This is a genomic window from Streptomyces sp. Rer75 (genome assembly GCF_013414305.1).
Classification (GTDB): Bacteria; Actinomycetota; Actinomycetes; order Streptomycetales; family Streptomycetaceae; genus Streptomyces; species Streptomyces himastatinicus.
Genome location: NZ_CP058693.1, coordinates 6,588,635 through 6,605,578 on the forward strand (window position 1 = coordinate 6,588,635; position 16,944 = coordinate 6,605,578).

Genomic DNA, 16,944 nt, shown 5'->3' on the forward strand with positions numbered 1-16,944 from the left:
GCCGGGGGCGGCGGTTCATTTGAGTCATGTCGAATTCCACGCCCATTACCACGGAACTCACCGCTCCGGCAGGCGCATCCGGGTCAGCCGCGCCCGCGCACTCGCCGCTCAGAGCCTGGCTCGCCGTCGTCGCCGTGGCGTTCGGCACCTTCTCCGTCGTCACCACCGAGATGCTCCCGGTCGGCCTGCTCACCTCCATCGGCTCCGCGTTGCGCGTCTCGCCCGGTACGGCGGGCCTGGCCATGACCGTGCCGGGGCTGGTCGCCGCGGTCGCCGCGCCCCTCCTGACCGTCACCGTCCGCCGCCTCGACCGGCGGCTGGTGCTGTGCGGCCTGATGGGGCTCCTCGCGGCAGCCAACCTGGCCTCCGCCCTCGCCCCCAACTTCGCCGTGCTGCTGCTGTCCCGGGTGCTGGTCGGGGTGTGCATCGGCGGGGTGTGGTCCCTGGCCGCGGGCCTTGCCGTACGGCTGGTCCCGGAGAAGTCCGCAGGTCCCGCCACCTCGTTGATCTTCAGCGGGATCGCCGTCGCCTCCGTCCTGGGCGTACCGGTCGGGACGCTCATCGGCGACCTGGTCCACTGGCGCGCCGCGTTCGCCGGGATGGGCGCGCTGGCGCTGGCGATCGCCGCGGCCCTCGCCGTCACCCTGCCGCCGCTGCCCGCCACCGAGACGATCCGGCTGCGCGAGGTGCCGGGGCTGTTCCGCAACGCCCGGCTGCGGGTCGGGCTGATCACCACGCTGCTACTGGTCACCGGCCACTTCGGCGCATACACATACGTACGCCCGGTGCTGGAGGACGTCTCCGGCGTACGGGCGGGGCTGATCAGCACCCTGCTGCTGGCGTACGGCGTGGCGGGCATCGCCGGGAACTTCCTGGCGGGCGCCACCGCCCACCGCGACCCGCGCCGCACCCTCATGGTCATCTTCACCGTCCTGGCCACCGCGGTCCTGCTCGTCCCGGTCGCGGGCGGCACCCTCGGCGGGGCGGTCACGCTGCTGGTGCTGTGGGGCCTTTCGTACGGCGGGGTCTCGGTGACCTCGCAGACCTGGGTGCTGCACGCGGCGCCGGACACGCGGGAGGCCGCCTCGGCGCTGTTCGTCTGCGTCTTCAACATCGCGATATCGCTGGGCGCGCTGCTCGGCGGCCGGGCGGCGGACGGGATCGCGCTGGTCGGCGTCATGTGGTTCGGGGGAGCGCTCGCCGTCCTGGCGCTCGCGCATGTGGCGATCTTCGGAAGGCGGTAGCCGCGTGCCGTGAGACCCTGAATTCAGGGGGCTCGTCTTCGGGAGTGGTCCGATGGCAGTGAGCATGCACGTGGTCTGGAGCAAGACCGAGCCGGGGCGCGTCATCTACGAGACGCACTCGATCGAAACGATCACCGACGGCAAGGGCGTCCACGCGACGGTCGACAGCCACACCTACGAGATCTCGGTGCGCAGCCGCGCGGAGGCGGAGTCGATCGCGGACGCGGAGGGATACGAGCTGTTCCGCAAGGGCGAGGCGTGGGAGAGCCTGCCCGAGGAATGAGCGGGAGCAGCACCGCCGGGGGCGGGTGTGAGTTGCGCCCACGGCGACCGCGTACTCAGGCCGCCCGTACATGCTCACGATTGCCGATTGCCGATTGCCGATTGCCGATTGCCGATTGCCGATTGCCGATTGCCGATAGCCGATAGCCGTCCAGCCCGGCCCGTACCCACGGGCCGGGCTGGACGGCACATCGACTGAGCCGCGACTCAGCCGTGGCTGAGGAGGAAGTCCACGTCCCGGGCCTCCGGGGCGTCGCCGCCGACCGTGACCGGCCGGGTGGCCGGTGCGTAACCGCTGGCGACCACCGTGTAGTGCTCACCGGTCAGCCCCTCGAAACCGAAGGTCCCGTCCGCGCCCGTGATGAACTGCCCGACGACGTCGCCCGAGGCATCCAGCAGCGCCACGCGGGCGTCCTCCAGCGGCTGTCCGCCCTGGTCACGTACGGTGCCCCGGACCCGGGCCGCGGGCCGCAGCGCCACGTCGACCCGCAGCGGCTCACCGGCGGTCAGCTCGACCTGGGTGGCGTGCGGACGGTGTCCGTCGGCGCTGAGGGTGAGCGTGTACGCGCCGGAGGCCAGCTCCGGAAGCGCGAACTCACCCTTCTCGTCGGCCGTCGCCGAGCCCGCCACCTCGCCGTCCGCGCCGGTCGCGGTGGCGGTGGCCCCGTCCAGCGGCCCGCCGCCCTCGGCCCGTACGGACCCGGTCAGCCCGCCGCCTCCGGCGAGCCGCAGATCGCAGACGACCGGGACGTCCGACACCAGCAGCGTGGCGGCCTGCGGCCGGTGGCCGGGGGCCGAGCCGATGAGGACGACGCTCGCGCTGCCGGGCGCGGCCACGGTGTAGCCGCCGTCGCGCCCGCTGACCGTACGGCCGAGCTGACGGCCGCCGGTGTCGATCAGGGTGACGGCGGCGTCGGCCAGCGGGGCGCCGTCGGAACCGAGGACCCGGCCGTGGATGACGCTGCCGGTGAGGGCGGGGGCGGCGTCCTCCTTCTCGCCCTTCTGGGCCTTCTCGATGACGCGCTCCTCCGGCACGGTCGAGGTCGATGTCGAGGTCGAGGCCGCCGTCGAGGCGCTCCCGGGCGCGGACGAGACACTGCCCGGGACACCGCTCGGGACGCGCCGCTGCCCCGGCAGGCAGAAGGCGATCACCAGCCCGACGACCGAGGCCGCGCACGCCACCATGAACGACATCTGGAAGCCGTCCTTGCTCGGCAGCGCGACCCCGCCGAAATCCGTCGTCTGGCGGGCCAGGATCACCCCCACCACCGCGCTGGAGGTGGACATGCCGATGGACCGCATCAGGGTGTTCAGACCGTTCGCCGCGCCCGTCTCCCGGGCCGGTACGGCGCTGACGATCAGGGTCGGCATGGCCGAGTACGCGATGCCGATGCCGATGCCGAGCGCGGTGGACAGCACCACGATCTGCCAGATGTGGTCGATCATCACCAGGCCCGCGCCGTACGTCGCACCGATCACGATGAGGCCGCTGATCAGCGAGACCTTGGGGCCGCGGGCCGCGTTGATGCGCGCGGACAGCGGCGAGACCAGCATCATCGCCACGCCCATCGGGGCGAAGTACAGCCCCGCCATGACCATCGACTGGCCGAGGCCGTATCCGGTGGCCTCCGGCAGCTGGAGCAGCTGCGGCAGGATCAGCGACATCGCGTAGAACGAGAAGCCGACCATGATCGAGGCGAGGTTGGTCAGCAGCACCTGGCGGCGTGCGGTGGTCCGCAGGTCGACCAGCGGTTCGGTGGTGCGCAGCTCGAAGAGGCCCCACAGGACCAGGACCACCGCGGCCGCGCCGAACAGCCCGAGCGTCGTGCCGCTCGCCCAGCCCCAGTCGCCGCCCTTGGTGATGGGCAGCAGCAGACAGACGAGCCCGGCCGTCAGCCCGATCGTGCCGAGCAGGTCGAAGCGGCTCGGGGTCCGTACGGCGGACTCGGGGACGACGGCCAGCACTAGCGCGACCGATATCGCGCCCAGCCCGGCGGCCCCGTAGAACAGCACGTGCCAGCTGGTGTGCTGCGCGACGAACGCGGCGGCCGGCAGCCCCAGCGCACCGCCGATGCCGAGCGAGGAGCTCATCAGGGCCATCGCCGAGCCCAGCTTCTGTGGCGGCAGCTCGTCCCGCATGATGCTGATGCCCAGCGGAATGGCGCCCATCGCCCCGCCCTGGATGGCCCGGCCGACCACCATCACCACCAGCTCGGAGGTGACGGCGCAGGTCAGCGAGCCGACGACGAGCAGCATCAGCGCGACCACCAGCATCCGGCGCTTGCCGAACATGTCCCCGAGCCGCCCCATGACGGGAGTCGAGACGGCCCCGGCGAGCAGGGTCGCGGTGACCACCCAGGACGCGTTCGAGCTGGTGGTGTGCAGCAGCTGCGGCAGCTCGCTCACGAGCGGGACGACCAGCGTCTGCATCACCGAGACGGCGATGCCGCAGAACGCGAGCACCGCCACGAAACCGCCACCGACCTCGCGCCGCGGGGGCGACGAGCCGGGGGCCGGCGCGGCGCTCAAGGGCTCCTCGACGCGGGCTGGGGCTGACTGGGCCATGCGGATGCGGCCTCCAAGCGGTACAACAGGGATGAGTGGGAGATGTGCATCCTACACATGATGTGTATCGTGCACACTTCTGTTCCATGGAGCGGGGGCGACGAGGAGGAAGCGTGCTGGAGCGGCTGGAACTGCTGGAACGCGAATTGATGCTGGTCGCCAGGTGTCATGTCCTGACACCCCGAGACCGCAAGGCATCTGCTGGTGAACCCTGCGCGCCCGACCGCCTCGACCGCTCCGCCTACCTGCTCCTCTCCCGCCTGGACGCGGAGGGCGCGATGTCGATCGGCCAGCTCGCCGACGCGTTCCAGCTCGACGTCTCGACCGTCAACCGCCAGACCGGCACCCTGCTGCGCGGCGGCCTGGTCGAGCGCATCCCCGACCCCGACGGCGGCCTCGCCCGCAAGCTCCGCGTCACCGCCCTGGGCGCCGAACGCCTCACCGCCGAACGCGACTGCCGCCGCACCAGCCTGGCCCGGCTGCTCGAAGACTGGACCCCGGAGGACCTGTCCCGCTTCGGCGAGGTCCTGACCCGCTTCAACCGCGAGGTCGAAGCCCACGACGGCCGCCCGTGGCCCCGCGAGGAGACAACGGAATCCCCGGCCCAGGGCAAGCGTTGACCTGAACACGGACCCCACCGAGGCGACGAACCGAGGAGGACGACGCGATGTCCACCCACACCCCCCATCCCCACACCGGCTCGGGCGCGGGCCACCGCGTGGAGGTGGTCCGCGGCACGCAGCACGTCAAGGTCACCATCGACGGCCAGGTCGTCGCCGAGACGGACCGCCCGCTGCTGCTCCACGAGACCGGCCTGCCCGTGCGCTACTACCTCCCGCCGGAGGACGTGGACCTCACCCTGTTCGAGCCCACCGACACCCGCACCACCTGCCCCTTCAAGGGCGAGGCGGCGTACTGGACGTACATCGGCCCGGACAGCGGAGCCGAGCTGCGACCCGACGTCGTGTGGACGTACGCACAGCCGATCGACGCGGTACCGGAGATCAAGAACCACCTGTCGTTCTACGACTCGGTAGCCGAGATCACCGTCTCCTGAGCCTCGGGCGGGGAAGACCCCATCACCCCATCAGGGGCCTTCCCCTCCGCCCCCAGCGGGAACGGCTGACGCGTGCACCTCCACGCGTACTCCTGGCTGGGCGAGAAGGAGCTGTTCGACCACGAGATCCTCCGCCGCCTCCCCGACCGCCCCCTGCCCCCGGTGACGCCGGAGGACGAGGAGCACTACCGCACCCAACTGGACGCCTTCCGCCGCTCCGAGCTGCCGCCCATGGAAACGGCGTACTGGCTCCTCAAGACCCCCGCCCTCATCCGCGCCACCTTCCACGAACCCAAGGACGCCGCCACCTGGCTGGGCCAGCAGCTCACCGAACACGCCCCCGGCTTCCTCTCCCGCCAGGAAGCCGACACCGCCCGCCTGTCCCGCTTGGTAGCCACAGCCACCACCCGCCTGACCCAAGGCGGCGACGTCTCCCTCGGCTTCTACGTAGGCCGCACGTCCTTCCTCTCCCTGGCGGTGGTGACGTGCTCCCCGAACCCCTCGGCCCCGGACCTCCGCTGCCCCGAGGCCCCGTGACCCGGCTCTACTGCTTGCCGATCTTGCCCGTCATGTCGGTGGTCTGCCCTGCCGACGGAACCTCCGGGTCGACCTCGGTGCCGAAGTCGGAGAGCTCGATCAGCGTGCGCACCGTCATCTTCCGCGGGACGGCGGTGGTCTTGTCCGCCCGATCCGTCGGCTTGAGGTTCATGGTGACCTGCTGGCGGCGGATGCGGCCCTGGTCGTCCAGCCAGATGTCCATCGGCACGGTGGGACCGACCTGGCGCTTCAACGCGGCGCCGCCGGGGAGCTTGTCGATGTCCACGGTGACCCGGTAGCGGGTGGTCTGTGCGCCATCGACCGTGGCCTTCCCGACCTCTTCGGTGTTCCGGTCGGTGATGCCCTTGCCGAGCGACGCGGACTGCGCGGGGTCGTTGATCTGATTGCTGCTACCGCTGTTCTGCTCGGCGGCCGCCTTCTTCAGATCGATCTTGATCCACGGCTTGTCACCGGGAACCTGCGCGCGCTGCTTAGGGGGAAGCTTCTGGTAGACCACTTGGTCGACGACGCGCTGCTCGACCTTCTGGCCCCCGGCGCTGATGGTCATCGCGCTGTCCCCGTCCTCGAGGTCGATGACGCCCTCGCCGTCCGCGGCAGCCGTCTTGCCCGCGGCCGACGTCTCCGTCCGCAGGGTCATCCGCGCCGTTTCCTCCTCGGCGGTCTTGGCGTACGCGGTACGGACCGCCGCCGTACCCCCTGCCCCGCCATCCGCCGCCGACGAGGTCTTCCCGCCCTTGCCCTCGGAGTCGCTGTCACTCCCGCACGCGGTCAGCACCCCGCACGCGAGGAGCCCCACGGCACCGATCGCGCCCGCCCGTATCCCGCTGGCTAAGTGAGTCATCTCTCCAACTCCTCTCAACGACTGGGGATACCGAGTGCCCCGGAAGCGCCGGACGAGACCGCCGAAGCGCAACCCTCGCCGGACGCGACGCATCCGGCGAGGGAGACGGGGTGGCGGCTCAGGAGAAGTTCACATCGCTGCACAGGAAGTACGTCTGGTCCATGTGCGAGGCCTGCCAGATCGTGTAGACGACGTGGCGGCCGGTGTAGCCGGAGGTGCTGACGTCGATCGAGTAGTTCTGGCTGGGCGCGTACTTACCCGTCGTGGTGACCAGTTGCAGGTCGCTCCACTTCAGCGGCTGGGTGGTGGGGTCGTACCCCTGCCGGGTGACGTAGACCTTGAAGTAGTCGGCGCCGTGGCTGGCCTGGTCGTACAGCTTGACGGTGAAGTTGCGGCTGATGGTGGTGGTCTTCCAGGCGCCCGGGGTGTCCAGGGAGTCGTAGCGGCCGCCTTCGGTGTGGCCGCCGCTGCACAGCTGTCCGTCGGGGACGGCGGCCGGGAAGTTGCCGGCGGAGCCGTTGCGGTAGAGGCCGTTCCAGTTCCACATGGCGTTGGGGTTGGCCTGCCAGGCCTGCCAGCACATGGGGTCTTTCTGGGCCATCTCCGGGTTCAGGTGGTCGCTGCCCCAGCGCAGCCAGCAGCCGTAGTTGCGGGAGGCGGGGTCGATGACGGATCCGTGAGCGCTGGCGGTGCCGGACCAGGGGATCAGGCCGAGCAGTAGCGCGGACAGCAGTCCGAGGGCGCGAGTCGCCCAGCGTAAGGAATTGCCGCGTTCATGACAAATCCCCTCCATCGTCCGTGGGGGAGTGGGAGAGGTATGGGAGCGCTCCCAAACGCCAGCTTGCCCGACGCCGCCCATGCGAAACGTTCCGTTGCCGACGCACTACGCCGGAAGCGACGCCAGTGAGGCCGTCACCACCACCGGCGCCAACCGCCCCGCCCCGCGCAATCCCTCCGCGACCATCTCCAGCAGCCACACCGCGATATCCGGTGACCACTCCCGCGTACGGCAGTTCAACCGCATCACCTCACGCATCCCCTCGGTGTGCAGCACCCGGTCGAGGTCGAGATCCAATCCCGTCAGGTCGCCTTCCGGCGCGGACGCGGAGACATCCACCGCCCCCTGCGCCATCTCCCGCACCGCTTCACTGACGGCTGCCGCATCCCGCTCGCCCATCCCGCCCGCGTCGGGATGGCAGGAGACGGTGACCACCACCTCGTACCGGGCCTCCGGATCCGCCAGGCCGAACCACGGCGCCAACTCGGTCTGGTGGAAAGCCGTATTGCGTTCGGCCGCCTGCAACGGCAGCAGGGCATGCAGACCAGTGAATGTCACGGTGCCCACGCGAGCCAAGGTCTCGGACAACACCAAAGAAATCGGCCGAACAGGAAGACCCGGACGCGGAGGATCCGTAAGAACCCCAGCCTGCAACCAGGCCAGCTGGTGGACTTTCCCATCCTGCGTCCAATCACCGCCGACCTCCTCATGAGCCCAGGCAGTGGGCTCATGGCGAGCGGTGACCTTTCCGTCCTCGTGAAGCCAACTGGTCAGGGATTGCCAGCCGTAGGAACCGGCCCGGTCGATCGCAAAGCCGAGGACGTCTTCCTCGACCGTGCCTTCGTCGTCCTGCTCAACGACCCGGTCAAACCAGGGATTCCGCTGGAGAATCCCATGCAGACCAATCATCACGGTGGGCGGAAACACGGGCACTCCCCGGAAAATGTGCGGCGCTGGAAGAGTGTCCTTCCAGCGCCACTATCAGCTCTTGATCACGTGCCACAGTACAGCGTCTGCGTATCCGTGGTCTTCTTGTTGTTGTCCGGGTAACCGACGATGTCAACGTCGATGATGCTGCGGAAGGAGTGCTTCGCGACCAGGTTGGTGCACTTCCAGGCAGCCGACGCCCGCTTGGCGCTTCCGCCACCGGAATAGACGGTCTTGGACCCCTTGTTCAGCGTCCGCCACCCCGACCCGCCCTTGACCTGGAGCCACACCGTGACCTTGGCCTTGGTCGCGGGCCCGTTCAGAGGCTTCCACCACCCGTGTGCGTTGATGTTGCCCCGTACCGTGTGCGAAAAGTGCACCCGGTCGCCCTTGGTCTCGAACGCTCCGACGCCGGAGCTGGACCCAGGCCTCCTTCTTGCTGTAAGTGCCCCGGTCCTGCGGAGCGTTATTGCTTTTCGGCCTGCGCCGTGCCACCTGCGCCAACGGCCAGCAGCCCGGCCAATGCGGCGGAAGCCGCCCCCGTACGGATACGCACGTAAAGTTCCCCCTGAAATTCGGGCCGTGTTGCCCTGGCGCACAACCCAAACAGGCGCTCGAACTCCGCGCAATCGCTTAATCCCCAGGCTCCGTATGCCAAGCCTCCGCTTTCTTGCCACGCCCAACGCCCCACCCAGGGTGGGTGCGGCCTGTCGTCAATGCACGGGATTCCGTTTGCGCGTTGGTGCCATCCGGCCGACCCGGGGTAGTCGGCGGGGCATGGGTGAAATTCTGGTCGGCACCTGTTCATGGACGGACCGCGCTCTGCTGTCCAGTGGCTGGTACCCGCCGGGACTGCGCGACGCGGCGGGGAGACTGCGGCATTACGCCGCCAAATTCCCGGTGGTGGAGGTCGACGCCACGTACTACAACCTGCCCAGCACCCGTAACAGCGCCCTCTGGGCCGAACGCACGCCGGACCGCTTGCGCTTCGACATCAAGGCATTCTCCCTGCTCACCGGCCACCCAACAGCCCCGAACGCCCTGCCCGCCGATCTGCGACCCGCCCTGTCCGGGCAGCGATACGGGGCTGACCCCGGACTGCTCGACGAGGTGTGGCAGCGCTTCACCGGAGCGCTCGAACCGCTGAAGTGCGCGGGGCGCCTCGGCACCCTGCTCTTCCAGTTCCCACCCTGGTTCGCACCCGGCGACTCCCGGGCGAAAGCGTTCCTCGACCAGTGCGCGCGACGTACGGCAGGGTGGCACGTAACCGTGGAGTTCCGGCATCCCGGCTGGTGGTCGGACGGCGAGCGGGCCGCGACCGAGGCGGCGCTCTCGGACTGGGGCATGTCCGCCGTAGCCGTGGACATGACGCAGGCGCTGCCCGCCTCCATCCCCCCGGTCACCCCGGTCACCTCACCCCGCCTGGCGGTGGCGCGCTTCCACGGGCGCAACAAGGCATGGGCTCCGGCACCAAGGAGGAGCGGTTCCGCCACACCTACACGCCCGAGGAACTGGAGGAATGGGCCCGACGTCTTCGCTGTATGGCCGACCGGGCCGACGAGGTCCACGCCCTGTTCAACAACTGCTGCGCAGACGCGGCCGTCCGCGCCGCGGAGTCGATGCGGCGCGTGCTCGGCGTGCGCACAGGGCCGGGGTGACCCGCATACGCGTCCTCGGCGCCGCGGACGGTCACGGCATGGCGCCGACCTCTGGGATGTCCCTGGGTCCGCCAGAGGTAAGCCAGCATCTACGTAAGAGTCAATCTACGTAAGATCGCCCCTATTAGGGCCGAGCCGACCCTCTTTCACCGCTGCTCGTGGCGGGTGAGTGGTCGTTGCTGGGGGGATTGCCCGAAGTCTCGCACTCCCGGCCGGTACTGGTGCGGTCGGCAGCCCTCAGATCTTCATGATGGTGACGCGTCCGTTGCACAGCGCCGCGAGGTCTTCGGGATCGGAGGTCAGCACCGTGGCGGGCCCGGGGGCGGCGAGGGCGGTGGCGCTGAGCATGGCGTCGATGGCGTACTTGTGTCCGTGCTGGCCAGTCTCGGCCAGGAGCTCGGCGGCGTGGCGGGCGACAGCCTCGGTGACCGGCTCGACGACGATGCGGGAGAGCGTCCACTCCAAGGCCGGACGGTTGATCCGGGGATGGACCACTTCCACGAGGGTGGCGGCGCTAGTGATCACCCGCATGTCGTCGGCGCGGGCCAGGGCGAGCCATCCGGTGACCGCGCGGTCTCGCAATACGGCCTTGGCCAGTCCCTCGCTGTCGAGGACCAGGGTGCCGCCGGGTACGGCAGCGGAGCGCGTCACGCGGCGTTCGCTCCGTCGTGCGTCTGCTGACTACGGGCTTGCTGGAGCTCGTCTCGGAGTGCCTGGACTTCCTCGTCGGCGATGGGCCCGTGTTCGGCCTCGGCGACCGAGATGAGTTCGTTGAGGTTGTCGCGCTCGATCTGACGGGCTACGGCCGCGGCGACGTAGGCGGACAGGCCGGACGGCCCGCTGCGTGCGCGAGCGGCTTCTGCGATGTCCCGTGGCATCGTGATCGAGTACTTCTGGGTGGGCTCGCTCATGCTCCTTATGCTACCGCGCATGCCCCCATGAATCTCGAGAGCGAGCTTGCTGGCCTTGGTGAAGTCGTACGCTTCCGTGAGCGAGTGGCACTCGAGCGGCGCCGCTTGACGATGGGCTGTTGAAGCAGGTCTGCGGCCTGGAGCGCACCCACGACCCGTCCGCGGAACCGGATAGGCGCTGATGCGGGTCCAGACACAAGAACGCCCGCCACTCAGCACCTTGGCTGATGGCGGGGCGTTGTGACACTTACGCAGAAGTGCCCCCGGCAGGATTCGAACCTGCGCACACGGCTCCGGAGGCCGTTGCTCTATCCCCTGAGCTACGGGGGCTTGCCTGTCGCTGCTCTCTCGCGGCGACGGGTAGAACACTACCAGCTCGCTGAGGGTGGTCATGAACGCTTTTGGGGAGAGGCGGCGGGCGGGACCGGAGGGGGTATACCGCATGTGGAGGGCCGGGCGCAGGGGAGTGGGGGGAAGATCCCTCGCACGGGGTGGAAGTGGGCAAAACGCGGACGCGGGGGCGGGGGCGCGCCTACTCTTCAGGGTGTGCCTGGCTTGTCCGGCCGGGTCCTTGTCGTCGACGACAACAAGGTCATCCGGCAGCTGATCAGGGTCAACCTCGAGCTGGAGGGCTTCGAGGTCGTGACCGCGGCCGATGGTGCCGAGTGCCTGGAGATCGTTCACCAGGTGGCACCCGATGTGATCACTCTCGATGTCGTGATGCCCAGACTGGATGGGCTACAGACGGCGTCCAGGTTGCGTGCTGATGCGCGGACCCGGCAGTTGCCGGTCGCGATGATCAGTGCGTGTACGCAGGTGGAGGTGGACCGGGGGCGGGCGCTGGGGGTGGATGCCTTTCTGGCGAAACCCTTCGAGCCCGCCGAGCTGGTGAAGCTCGTGGGGCGGCTGATGAGTCAAGGGGCCGCTGGGGCGGCCGCGCCCGGTGATGCTGAGCCGGCTGTGGGGCCCACCGGCTAGCCGAGGTTTTGGGTTGGTCGGTGGGCCTCCCGACCTCACACCCTCCGTAAGACGGGCGTGCGGCGGTCCGAGGGGCGAAACCGGTTCGCGGAGGCACCCCCCTCCTCCCATACGCTGGTGCCGTGACACCCGCCCAGCTCTCCCGCACTGTGCTGCACACCGTGCGTCGCGCCGTTGAGGCCGACGAGCTGTGCGTCGATGTGCCGGAGCGGGTGAAGGTGCAGACCCCGCCGCGGCCCGGGTGCGGGGATTACGCCACGAATGTTGCGTTGCAGCTTGCTCGGGGGCGTGGGGAGGGAGCTGCCGCGCGGATCGCCGCGGTGTTGCAGCGGAGGCTTATCGGAACGCCGGGCATCGCGGCCGTCGACATCGCCGGGCCCGGGTTCCTCAACATCACCCTGGATGGGCACGCGCATGAGCAGATGCTCGGGGTCGTGCTTGAGCAGGGGGACGGGTATGGGCTTGGGGACGGGCTTGCGGGGGTGCACGCGCGCTTCGCGCCCGCCGACGAGGTGCGGGCCGCGCTGGTGCTGCATGTGGTCATCGGGCTTGTTGAGGGGTGTGGGGGGTCCGTCGACGTAGAAGTCGGCGGGGAGGTCATTTCTGTAAGGGCTGCGGGGGTCCCGGCATCCGAGCTGCTCACCCGGCTTGGGTCCGACGCTGCTCGGTGGGCTCTGTTGCGGGCTGCTGCGCATGATCTGCCCGATCTGGATCCGGCGCACCTGCTGGCTCAGCGGGAGGGGAATCCGCTGTTCAGGGTGCGCTATGCGCATGCACTGGCTCATCGGGCCGTCGATGGGGTGGAGGGTGCCGACGACGGCGCGCTGCTCGGACTGCTCGGTGACTTTCCCCGTACCGTCGAGGCCGCCGCCCGGCACCGTGCGCCCGATCGGCTTGCGCGTCACCTCGTTGCCACTGCTGATGCCTTCCTTCCCGGAACGCGGCGAAAACGCCTGGCCGAGGCCACCCGCGTCGTGCTCGGCAATGGCCTCCGCCTGCTTGGCATCAGTGCTCCGAACCGCATTTGATCAATGAGAGAGACAGCATGAGCCGTTCCGCCCACCCCGCCGGGCCCCGTCACGCCGATGTCCTGACCGAGGGGCATTACGCCGCGCCGCCCGCCGATCTCAATCAGCTCGATGCTCGGGTCTGGTCCCGCACGGTCAGCCGGAACGCCGACGGTGTCGTCACCGTCGGCGGGATCGATGTCGCGACGCTCGCCGAGCGGTTCGGGACGCCCGCCTACTTCCTCGACGAGGACGACTTCCGCGCCCGCTGCCGGGCCTGGCGGGAGGCGTTCGGGGAGGACGCGGATGTGTTCTACGCCGGGAAGGCGTTCCTGTCCCGCGCCGTCGTGCGCTGGCTCCACGAGGAGGGGCTGAACCTCGACGTCTGCTCCGAGGGGGAGCTGGCCACCGCGCTCGCCGCCGGAATGCCTGCCGAGCGGATCGCCTTGCATGGGAACAACAAGAGCGCGAAGGAGATCCACAGGGCTGTGGAAGCGGGTGTCGGGCGCATCGTGCTCGACTCCTTCCAGGAGATCGTGCGCGTCGCGCACATCGCGCAGGGGCTGGGCAGGCGGCAGAAGGTCCAGATCCGGGTCACGGTCGGCGTCGAGGCGCATACGCACGAGTTCATCGCGACCGCCCACGAGGACCAGAAGTTCGGCATTCCGCTCGCGGGCGGGCAGGCGGCCGAGGCGGTGCGGCGGGCGCTGAAGCTCGACGGGCTGGAGCTGATCGGCGTGCACTCGCACATCGGGTCGCAGATCTTCGACACCTCCGGCTTCGAGGTGGCCGCCCACCGCGTCGTGGGGCTGCTCAAGGAGGTCCGGGACGAGCACGGGGTCGAGCTGCCCGAGATCGACCTCGGCGGCGGCCTCGGCATCGCGTACACGCCGGACGACGACCCGAGCGAGCCGCAGGAGATCGCCACGGCGCTGCGGGACATCGTCCACCGGGAGTGTGACGCAGCGGGGCTCTCGGTGCCGCGGCTGTCCGTCGAGCCGGGGCGGGCGATCGTCGGGCCGACGGCATTCACCCTGTACGAGGTGGGTACGGTCAAGGAACTGCCGGGGCTGCGGACGTACGTCAGTGTCGATGGGGGCATGTCCGACAACATCCGTACGGCGCTCTACGATGCGGAGTACTCGGTGGCGCTGGTCTCCCGTTCGTCCACGGCCGAGCCGATGGTGTCCCGGGTGGTCGGCAAGCACTGCGAGTCGGGCGACATCGTCGTACGGGACGCCTTCCTGCCAGCCGACCTGGCGCCCGGCGACCTGATCGCCGTTCCGGCCACCGGCGCGTACTGCCGCTCGATGGCCAGCAACTACAACCATGCGCTGCGTCCGCCGGTCGTCGCCGTGCGGGATGGTGAGGCGCGGGAAATCGTCCGCCGGGAGACGGAGGAGGATCTCCTGCGGCTCGATGTCGGTTAGCGAGGTCGGGCAGCGACGTCGGTCGGCGGAACCGGCTGGCGGGATCGGTCGGCGGATCGGTCACAAGATCGGTTGCCGAGATCGGTCAGCGAGAAAGAAATCTCGGATACTGGACCCGGGGGCAGGAAACCCCGTCCAGTGCATGAGACTGGTGCACCACCTAGATGGATGAGAAGCGAGGTCGGATGATGCGTACGCGTCCGCTGAAAGTGGCGCTGCTGGGCTGTGGAGTCGTCGGCTCAGAGGTGACGCGCATCATGACGACGCACGCGGACGACCTCGCGGCACGCATCGGCGCCCCGGTCGAGGTGGCCGGGATCGCGGTGCGGCGCCCGGGGCGGGTCCGCGAGGGCGTACCGGCCGAGCTGGTGACCACCGACGCCACGGCCCTGGTCAAGCGCGGGGACATCGACGTGGTGGTCGAGGTCATCGGCGGGATCGAGCCCGCCCGCTCGCTGATCACCACCGCCTTCGAGCACGGCGCGAGCGTGGTGTCGGCCAACAAGGCGCTGGTCGCCAAGGACGGCGCGGCGCTGCACGCCGCCGCCCAGGAGCGCGGGGCGGACCTGTACTACGAGGCGGCGGTCGCGGGCGCGATTCCGCTGGTGCGGCCGCTGCGCGAGTCGCTCGCGGGCGACAACATCAACCGCGTCCTCGGCATCGTCAACGGCACGACGAACTTCATCCTCGACCGGATGGACACCAGCGGAGCCGGGTATTCCGAGGCGCTGGACGAGGCCACCGCGCTCGGGTACGCCGAGGCCGACCCGACCGCCGATGTCGAGGGCTTCGACGCTGCCGCCAAGGCCGCGATCCTGGCCGGGATCGCCTTCCACACCCGGGTCACCCTCGACGATGTGCACCGTGAGGGCATCACCGAGGTGACCGCGGCCGACATCGCCTCCGCCAAGCGCATGGGGTGCACCGTCAAGCTGCTCGCGATCTGCGAGCGGGCCGCCGACGGCCGGTCGGTGACCGCGCGGGTGCACCCGGCGATGATTCCGCTGACCCATCCGCTGGCCTCGGTCCGCGAGGCGTACAACGCGGTCTTCGTGGAGGCCGACGCCGCCGGTCAGCTGATGTTCTACGGACCGGGCGCGGGCGGTTCGCCGACCGCCTCCGCCGTCCTCGGGGACCTGGTCGCGGCGTGCCGCAACAAGCTGGCGGGCACCGCCGGGCCGGGCGAGTCCGCGTACAGCCGACTGCCCGTGAGCCCCATGGGGCAGGTGGTCACGCGCTACCACATCAGCCTCGACGTCGCCGACAAACCGGGTGTTCTCGCTCAGGTCGCGACAGTGTTCGCCGAGCACGGCGTGTCGATCGATACGGTCCGGCAGCAGGGGAAGGACGGCGAGGCGTCCCTCGTCGTCGTGACCCACCGCGCGAGCGATGCCGCGCTCTCTGCGACCGTCGAGACACTGCGCCGGCTCGACACCGTCCGTGATGTCGCGAGCATCATGAGGGTCGAGGGCGAATAGCGGGCCGACACTGGCCCATCGGGCCGACACAGGCCCATCGCAGATCGCAGGCCGATCGCAGGCCGACAGAGGCGGAGCAGAGGCCGAGTAGAGGGTGAGCGGAGAAAAAGGGAAATCATGAACGCAATTGCTGACGCCGGGACTCGAATGTCCGGCACCCGCCAGTGGCACGGATGGCGGGGCATCATCGAGGAGTACCGCGACCGCCTCCCGGTCGGCGAGACGAGCCCCGTCGTCACCCTCCGCGAAGGCGGGACGCCCCTCGTTCCCGCGCAGGTGCTCTCCGAGCGCACCGGCTGCGAGGTCCACCTCAAGGTCGAGGGCGCCAACCCCACCGGGTCCTTCAAGGACCGCGGCATGACGATGGCCATCAGCGCGGCCAAGGAGGCCGGGGCGAAGGCCGTCATCTGCGCCTCCACCGGAAACACCTCGGCCTCGGCGGCGGCGTACGCCGTGCGCGCCGGGATGGTCTGCGCGGTGCTGGTCCCGCAGGGCAAGATCGCGCTGGGCAAGATGGGCCAGGCGCTGGTGCACGGCGCGAAGATCCTCCAGGTCGACGGCAACTTCGACGACTGCCTGACGCTCGCGCGCGGCCTGTCCGAGAAGTACCCGGTGGCGCTGGTCAATTCGGTCAATCCGGCCCGTATCGAAGGGCAGAAGACCGCGGCCTTCGAGATCGTCGACATGCTCGGCGACGCGCCCGACATCCACGTCCTGCCGGTCGGGAACGCGGGCAACATCACCGCCTACTGGAAGGGCTACCAGGAGTACGCGGCCGAGGACGGCCCGGCCTCCCGCACCCCCCGGATGTGGGGCTTCCAGGCGTCGGGCTCGGCGCCCTTCGTGCGTGGTGAGCCGGTCAAGGAGCCGGCCACCATCGCCACCGCGATCCGGATCGGCAACCCGGCCTCCTGGTCCCAGGCCGAGCGGGCGCGGGACGAGTCGGGCGGCTTCATCGACGAGGTGACCGACCGTCAGATCCTCGCCGCCTACCGGCTGCTCGCCTCCCAGGAGGGCGTCTTCGTCGAGCCGGCCTCCGCGGCGAGCGTGGCCGGGCTGCTGAAGGCGGCCGAGCAGGGCAAGGTCGACCCGGGCCAGCGCATCGTGTGCACGGTGACCGGCAACGGCCTGAAGGACCCCGACTGGGCGGTCGCGGGCGCCCCGCAGCCGGTCATCGTGCCGGTGGACGCCGACGCGGCGGCCGTACGGCTCGGACTGGCGTAACGCGCG

At 69.9% G+C, this 16,944-nt stretch carries 17 protein-coding genes, 1 tRNA gene and 1 pseudogene; 11 read left to right on the forward strand and 8 right to left on the reverse strand.

From position 1 onward, the window contains the following. Window positions 1–26: 26 nt before the first annotated feature. A complete protein-coding gene (locus tag HYQ63_RS28645) occupies window positions 27–1,244 on the forward strand; it encodes an MFS transporter (RefSeq protein ID WP_179936746.1) in 1,218 nt (405 codons plus the stop codon). Window positions 1,245–1,296: 52 nt separating this feature from the next. Then, window positions 1,297–1,527, forward strand: a complete 231-nt coding sequence (locus HYQ63_RS28650) for a hypothetical protein (RefSeq protein WP_009715083.1) — start codon at window positions 1,297–1,299, stop codon at window positions 1,525–1,527. A 206-nt stretch (window positions 1,528–1,733) separates the two neighbouring features. Here the strand turns inward: HYQ63_RS28650 and HYQ63_RS28655 are convergent, their stop codons facing one another. Continuing rightward, window positions 1,734–4,091 carry an MFS transporter gene (locus HYQ63_RS28655; RefSeq protein ID WP_257232224.1) on the reverse strand — a complete coding sequence of 786 codons (2,358 nt, stop codon included), beginning with the start codon at window positions 4,089–4,091 and terminating at the stop codon, window positions 1,734–1,736. A gap of 149 nt (window positions 4,092–4,240) precedes the next feature. On the opposite strand from HYQ63_RS28655, the gene HYQ63_RS28660 reads away from it, so the two are divergent. The 3 genes from HYQ63_RS28660 (at window position 4,241) to HYQ63_RS28670 (ending at window position 5,685) form a co-directional block, all read left to right on the forward strand. Beyond that, entirely contained in the window at window positions 4,241–4,711 is a 471-nt protein-coding gene (locus HYQ63_RS28660; RefSeq protein ID WP_218929665.1) for a MarR family winged helix-turn-helix transcriptional regulator, read from the forward strand. Between the two features lie 47 nt (window positions 4,712–4,758). Next, the gene (locus HYQ63_RS28665) at window positions 4,759–5,148 is read left to right on the forward strand and encodes a DUF427 domain-containing protein (RefSeq protein WP_179936749.1); all 390 of its coding nucleotides are present in this window, start codon (window positions 4,759–4,761) and stop codon (window positions 5,146–5,148) included. A gap of 72 nt (window positions 5,149–5,220) precedes the next feature. After that, window positions 5,221–5,685, forward strand: a complete 465-nt coding sequence (locus HYQ63_RS28670; protein ID WP_179936750.1) for a hypothetical protein — start codon at window positions 5,221–5,223, stop codon at window positions 5,683–5,685. 7 nt (window positions 5,686–5,692) lie between these two features. Here HYQ63_RS28670 and HYQ63_RS28675 read toward each other — a convergent pair whose 3' ends face one another. The 4 genes from HYQ63_RS28675 to HYQ63_RS28690 form a co-directional block, all read right to left on the reverse strand. Continuing rightward, window positions 5,693–6,547 (reverse strand): hypothetical protein, encoded by an 855-nt coding sequence (locus tag HYQ63_RS28675; protein ID WP_179936751.1) that lies wholly within the window; start codon window positions 6,545–6,547, stop codon window positions 5,693–5,695. Window positions 6,548–6,665: 118 nt separating this feature from the next. Continuing rightward, the gene (locus tag HYQ63_RS28680) at window positions 6,666–7,340 is read right to left on the reverse strand and encodes a lytic polysaccharide monooxygenase (protein WP_179936752.1); all 675 of its coding nucleotides are present in this window, start codon (window positions 7,338–7,340) and stop codon (window positions 6,666–6,668) included. A gap of 90 nt (window positions 7,341–7,430) precedes the next feature. Beyond that, window positions 7,431–8,252 (reverse strand): hypothetical protein, encoded by an 822-nt coding sequence (locus tag HYQ63_RS28685; RefSeq protein WP_179936753.1) that lies wholly within the window; start codon window positions 8,250–8,252, stop codon window positions 7,431–7,433. A 65-nt stretch (window positions 8,253–8,317) separates the two neighbouring features. After that, window positions 8,318–8,632, reverse strand: a complete 315-nt coding sequence (locus tag HYQ63_RS28690) for a hypothetical protein (protein WP_179936754.1) — start codon at window positions 8,630–8,632, stop codon at window positions 8,318–8,320. 397 nt (window positions 8,633–9,029) lie between these two features. On the opposite strand from HYQ63_RS28690, the pseudogene HYQ63_RS28695 reads away from it, so the two are divergent. Next, window positions 9,030–9,910, forward strand: a pseudogene (locus tag HYQ63_RS28695) (DUF72 domain-containing protein). A gap of 237 nt (window positions 9,911–10,147) precedes the next feature. On the opposite strand, the gene HYQ63_RS28700 reads toward HYQ63_RS28695, so the two are convergent. The 3 genes from HYQ63_RS28700 to HYQ63_RS28710 form a co-directional block, all read right to left on the reverse strand. Beyond that, window positions 10,148–10,561 carry a type II toxin-antitoxin system VapC family toxin gene (locus HYQ63_RS28700; protein WP_179936755.1) on the reverse strand — a complete coding sequence of 138 codons (414 nt, stop codon included), beginning with the start codon at window positions 10,559–10,561 and terminating at the stop codon, window positions 10,148–10,150. Beyond that, window positions 10,558–10,821, reverse strand: coding sequence for a CopG family transcriptional regulator (locus tag HYQ63_RS28705; protein WP_179936756.1), 264 nt, complete (start codon window positions 10,819–10,821; stop codon window positions 10,558–10,560). The genes HYQ63_RS28700 and HYQ63_RS28705 overlap by 4 nt, the downstream gene beginning before the upstream one ends. 258 nt (window positions 10,822–11,079) lie before the next feature. Beyond that, a tRNA-Arg gene (locus HYQ63_RS28710) sits at window positions 11,080–11,151 on the reverse strand. A 216-nt stretch (window positions 11,152–11,367) separates the two neighbouring features. On the opposite strand from HYQ63_RS28710, the gene HYQ63_RS28715 reads away from it, so the two are divergent. The 5 genes from HYQ63_RS28715 (at window position 11,368) to thrC (ending at window position 16,938) form a co-directional block, all read left to right on the forward strand. Continuing rightward, window positions 11,368–11,799 (forward strand): response regulator, encoded by a 432-nt coding sequence (locus HYQ63_RS28715; protein ID WP_257232225.1) that lies wholly within the window; start codon window positions 11,368–11,370, stop codon window positions 11,797–11,799. Window positions 11,800–11,921: 122 nt separating this feature from the next. Then, a complete protein-coding gene (locus tag HYQ63_RS28720) occupies window positions 11,922–12,827 on the forward strand; it encodes an arginine--tRNA ligase (protein ID WP_179936757.1) in 906 nt (301 codons plus the stop codon). A 17-nt stretch (window positions 12,828–12,844) separates the two neighbouring features. Further along, window positions 12,845–14,236 carry a diaminopimelate decarboxylase gene (gene lysA / locus HYQ63_RS28725; RefSeq protein ID WP_179936758.1) on the forward strand — a complete coding sequence of 464 codons (1,392 nt, stop codon included), beginning with the start codon at window positions 12,845–12,847 and terminating at the stop codon, window positions 14,234–14,236. 185 nt (window positions 14,237–14,421) lie between these two features. Further along, entirely contained in the window at window positions 14,422–15,714 is a 1,293-nt protein-coding gene (locus tag HYQ63_RS28730; protein ID WP_179936759.1) for a homoserine dehydrogenase, read from the forward strand. Between the two features lie 147 nt (window positions 15,715–15,861). After that, window positions 15,862–16,938: a threonine synthase gene (thrC, locus tag HYQ63_RS28735; RefSeq protein ID WP_179940617.1), complete on the forward strand. Its 1,077-nt coding sequence runs from the start codon at window positions 15,862–15,864 to the stop codon at window positions 16,936–16,938. The last annotated feature ends 6 nt before the right edge of the window (window positions 16,939–16,944 follow it).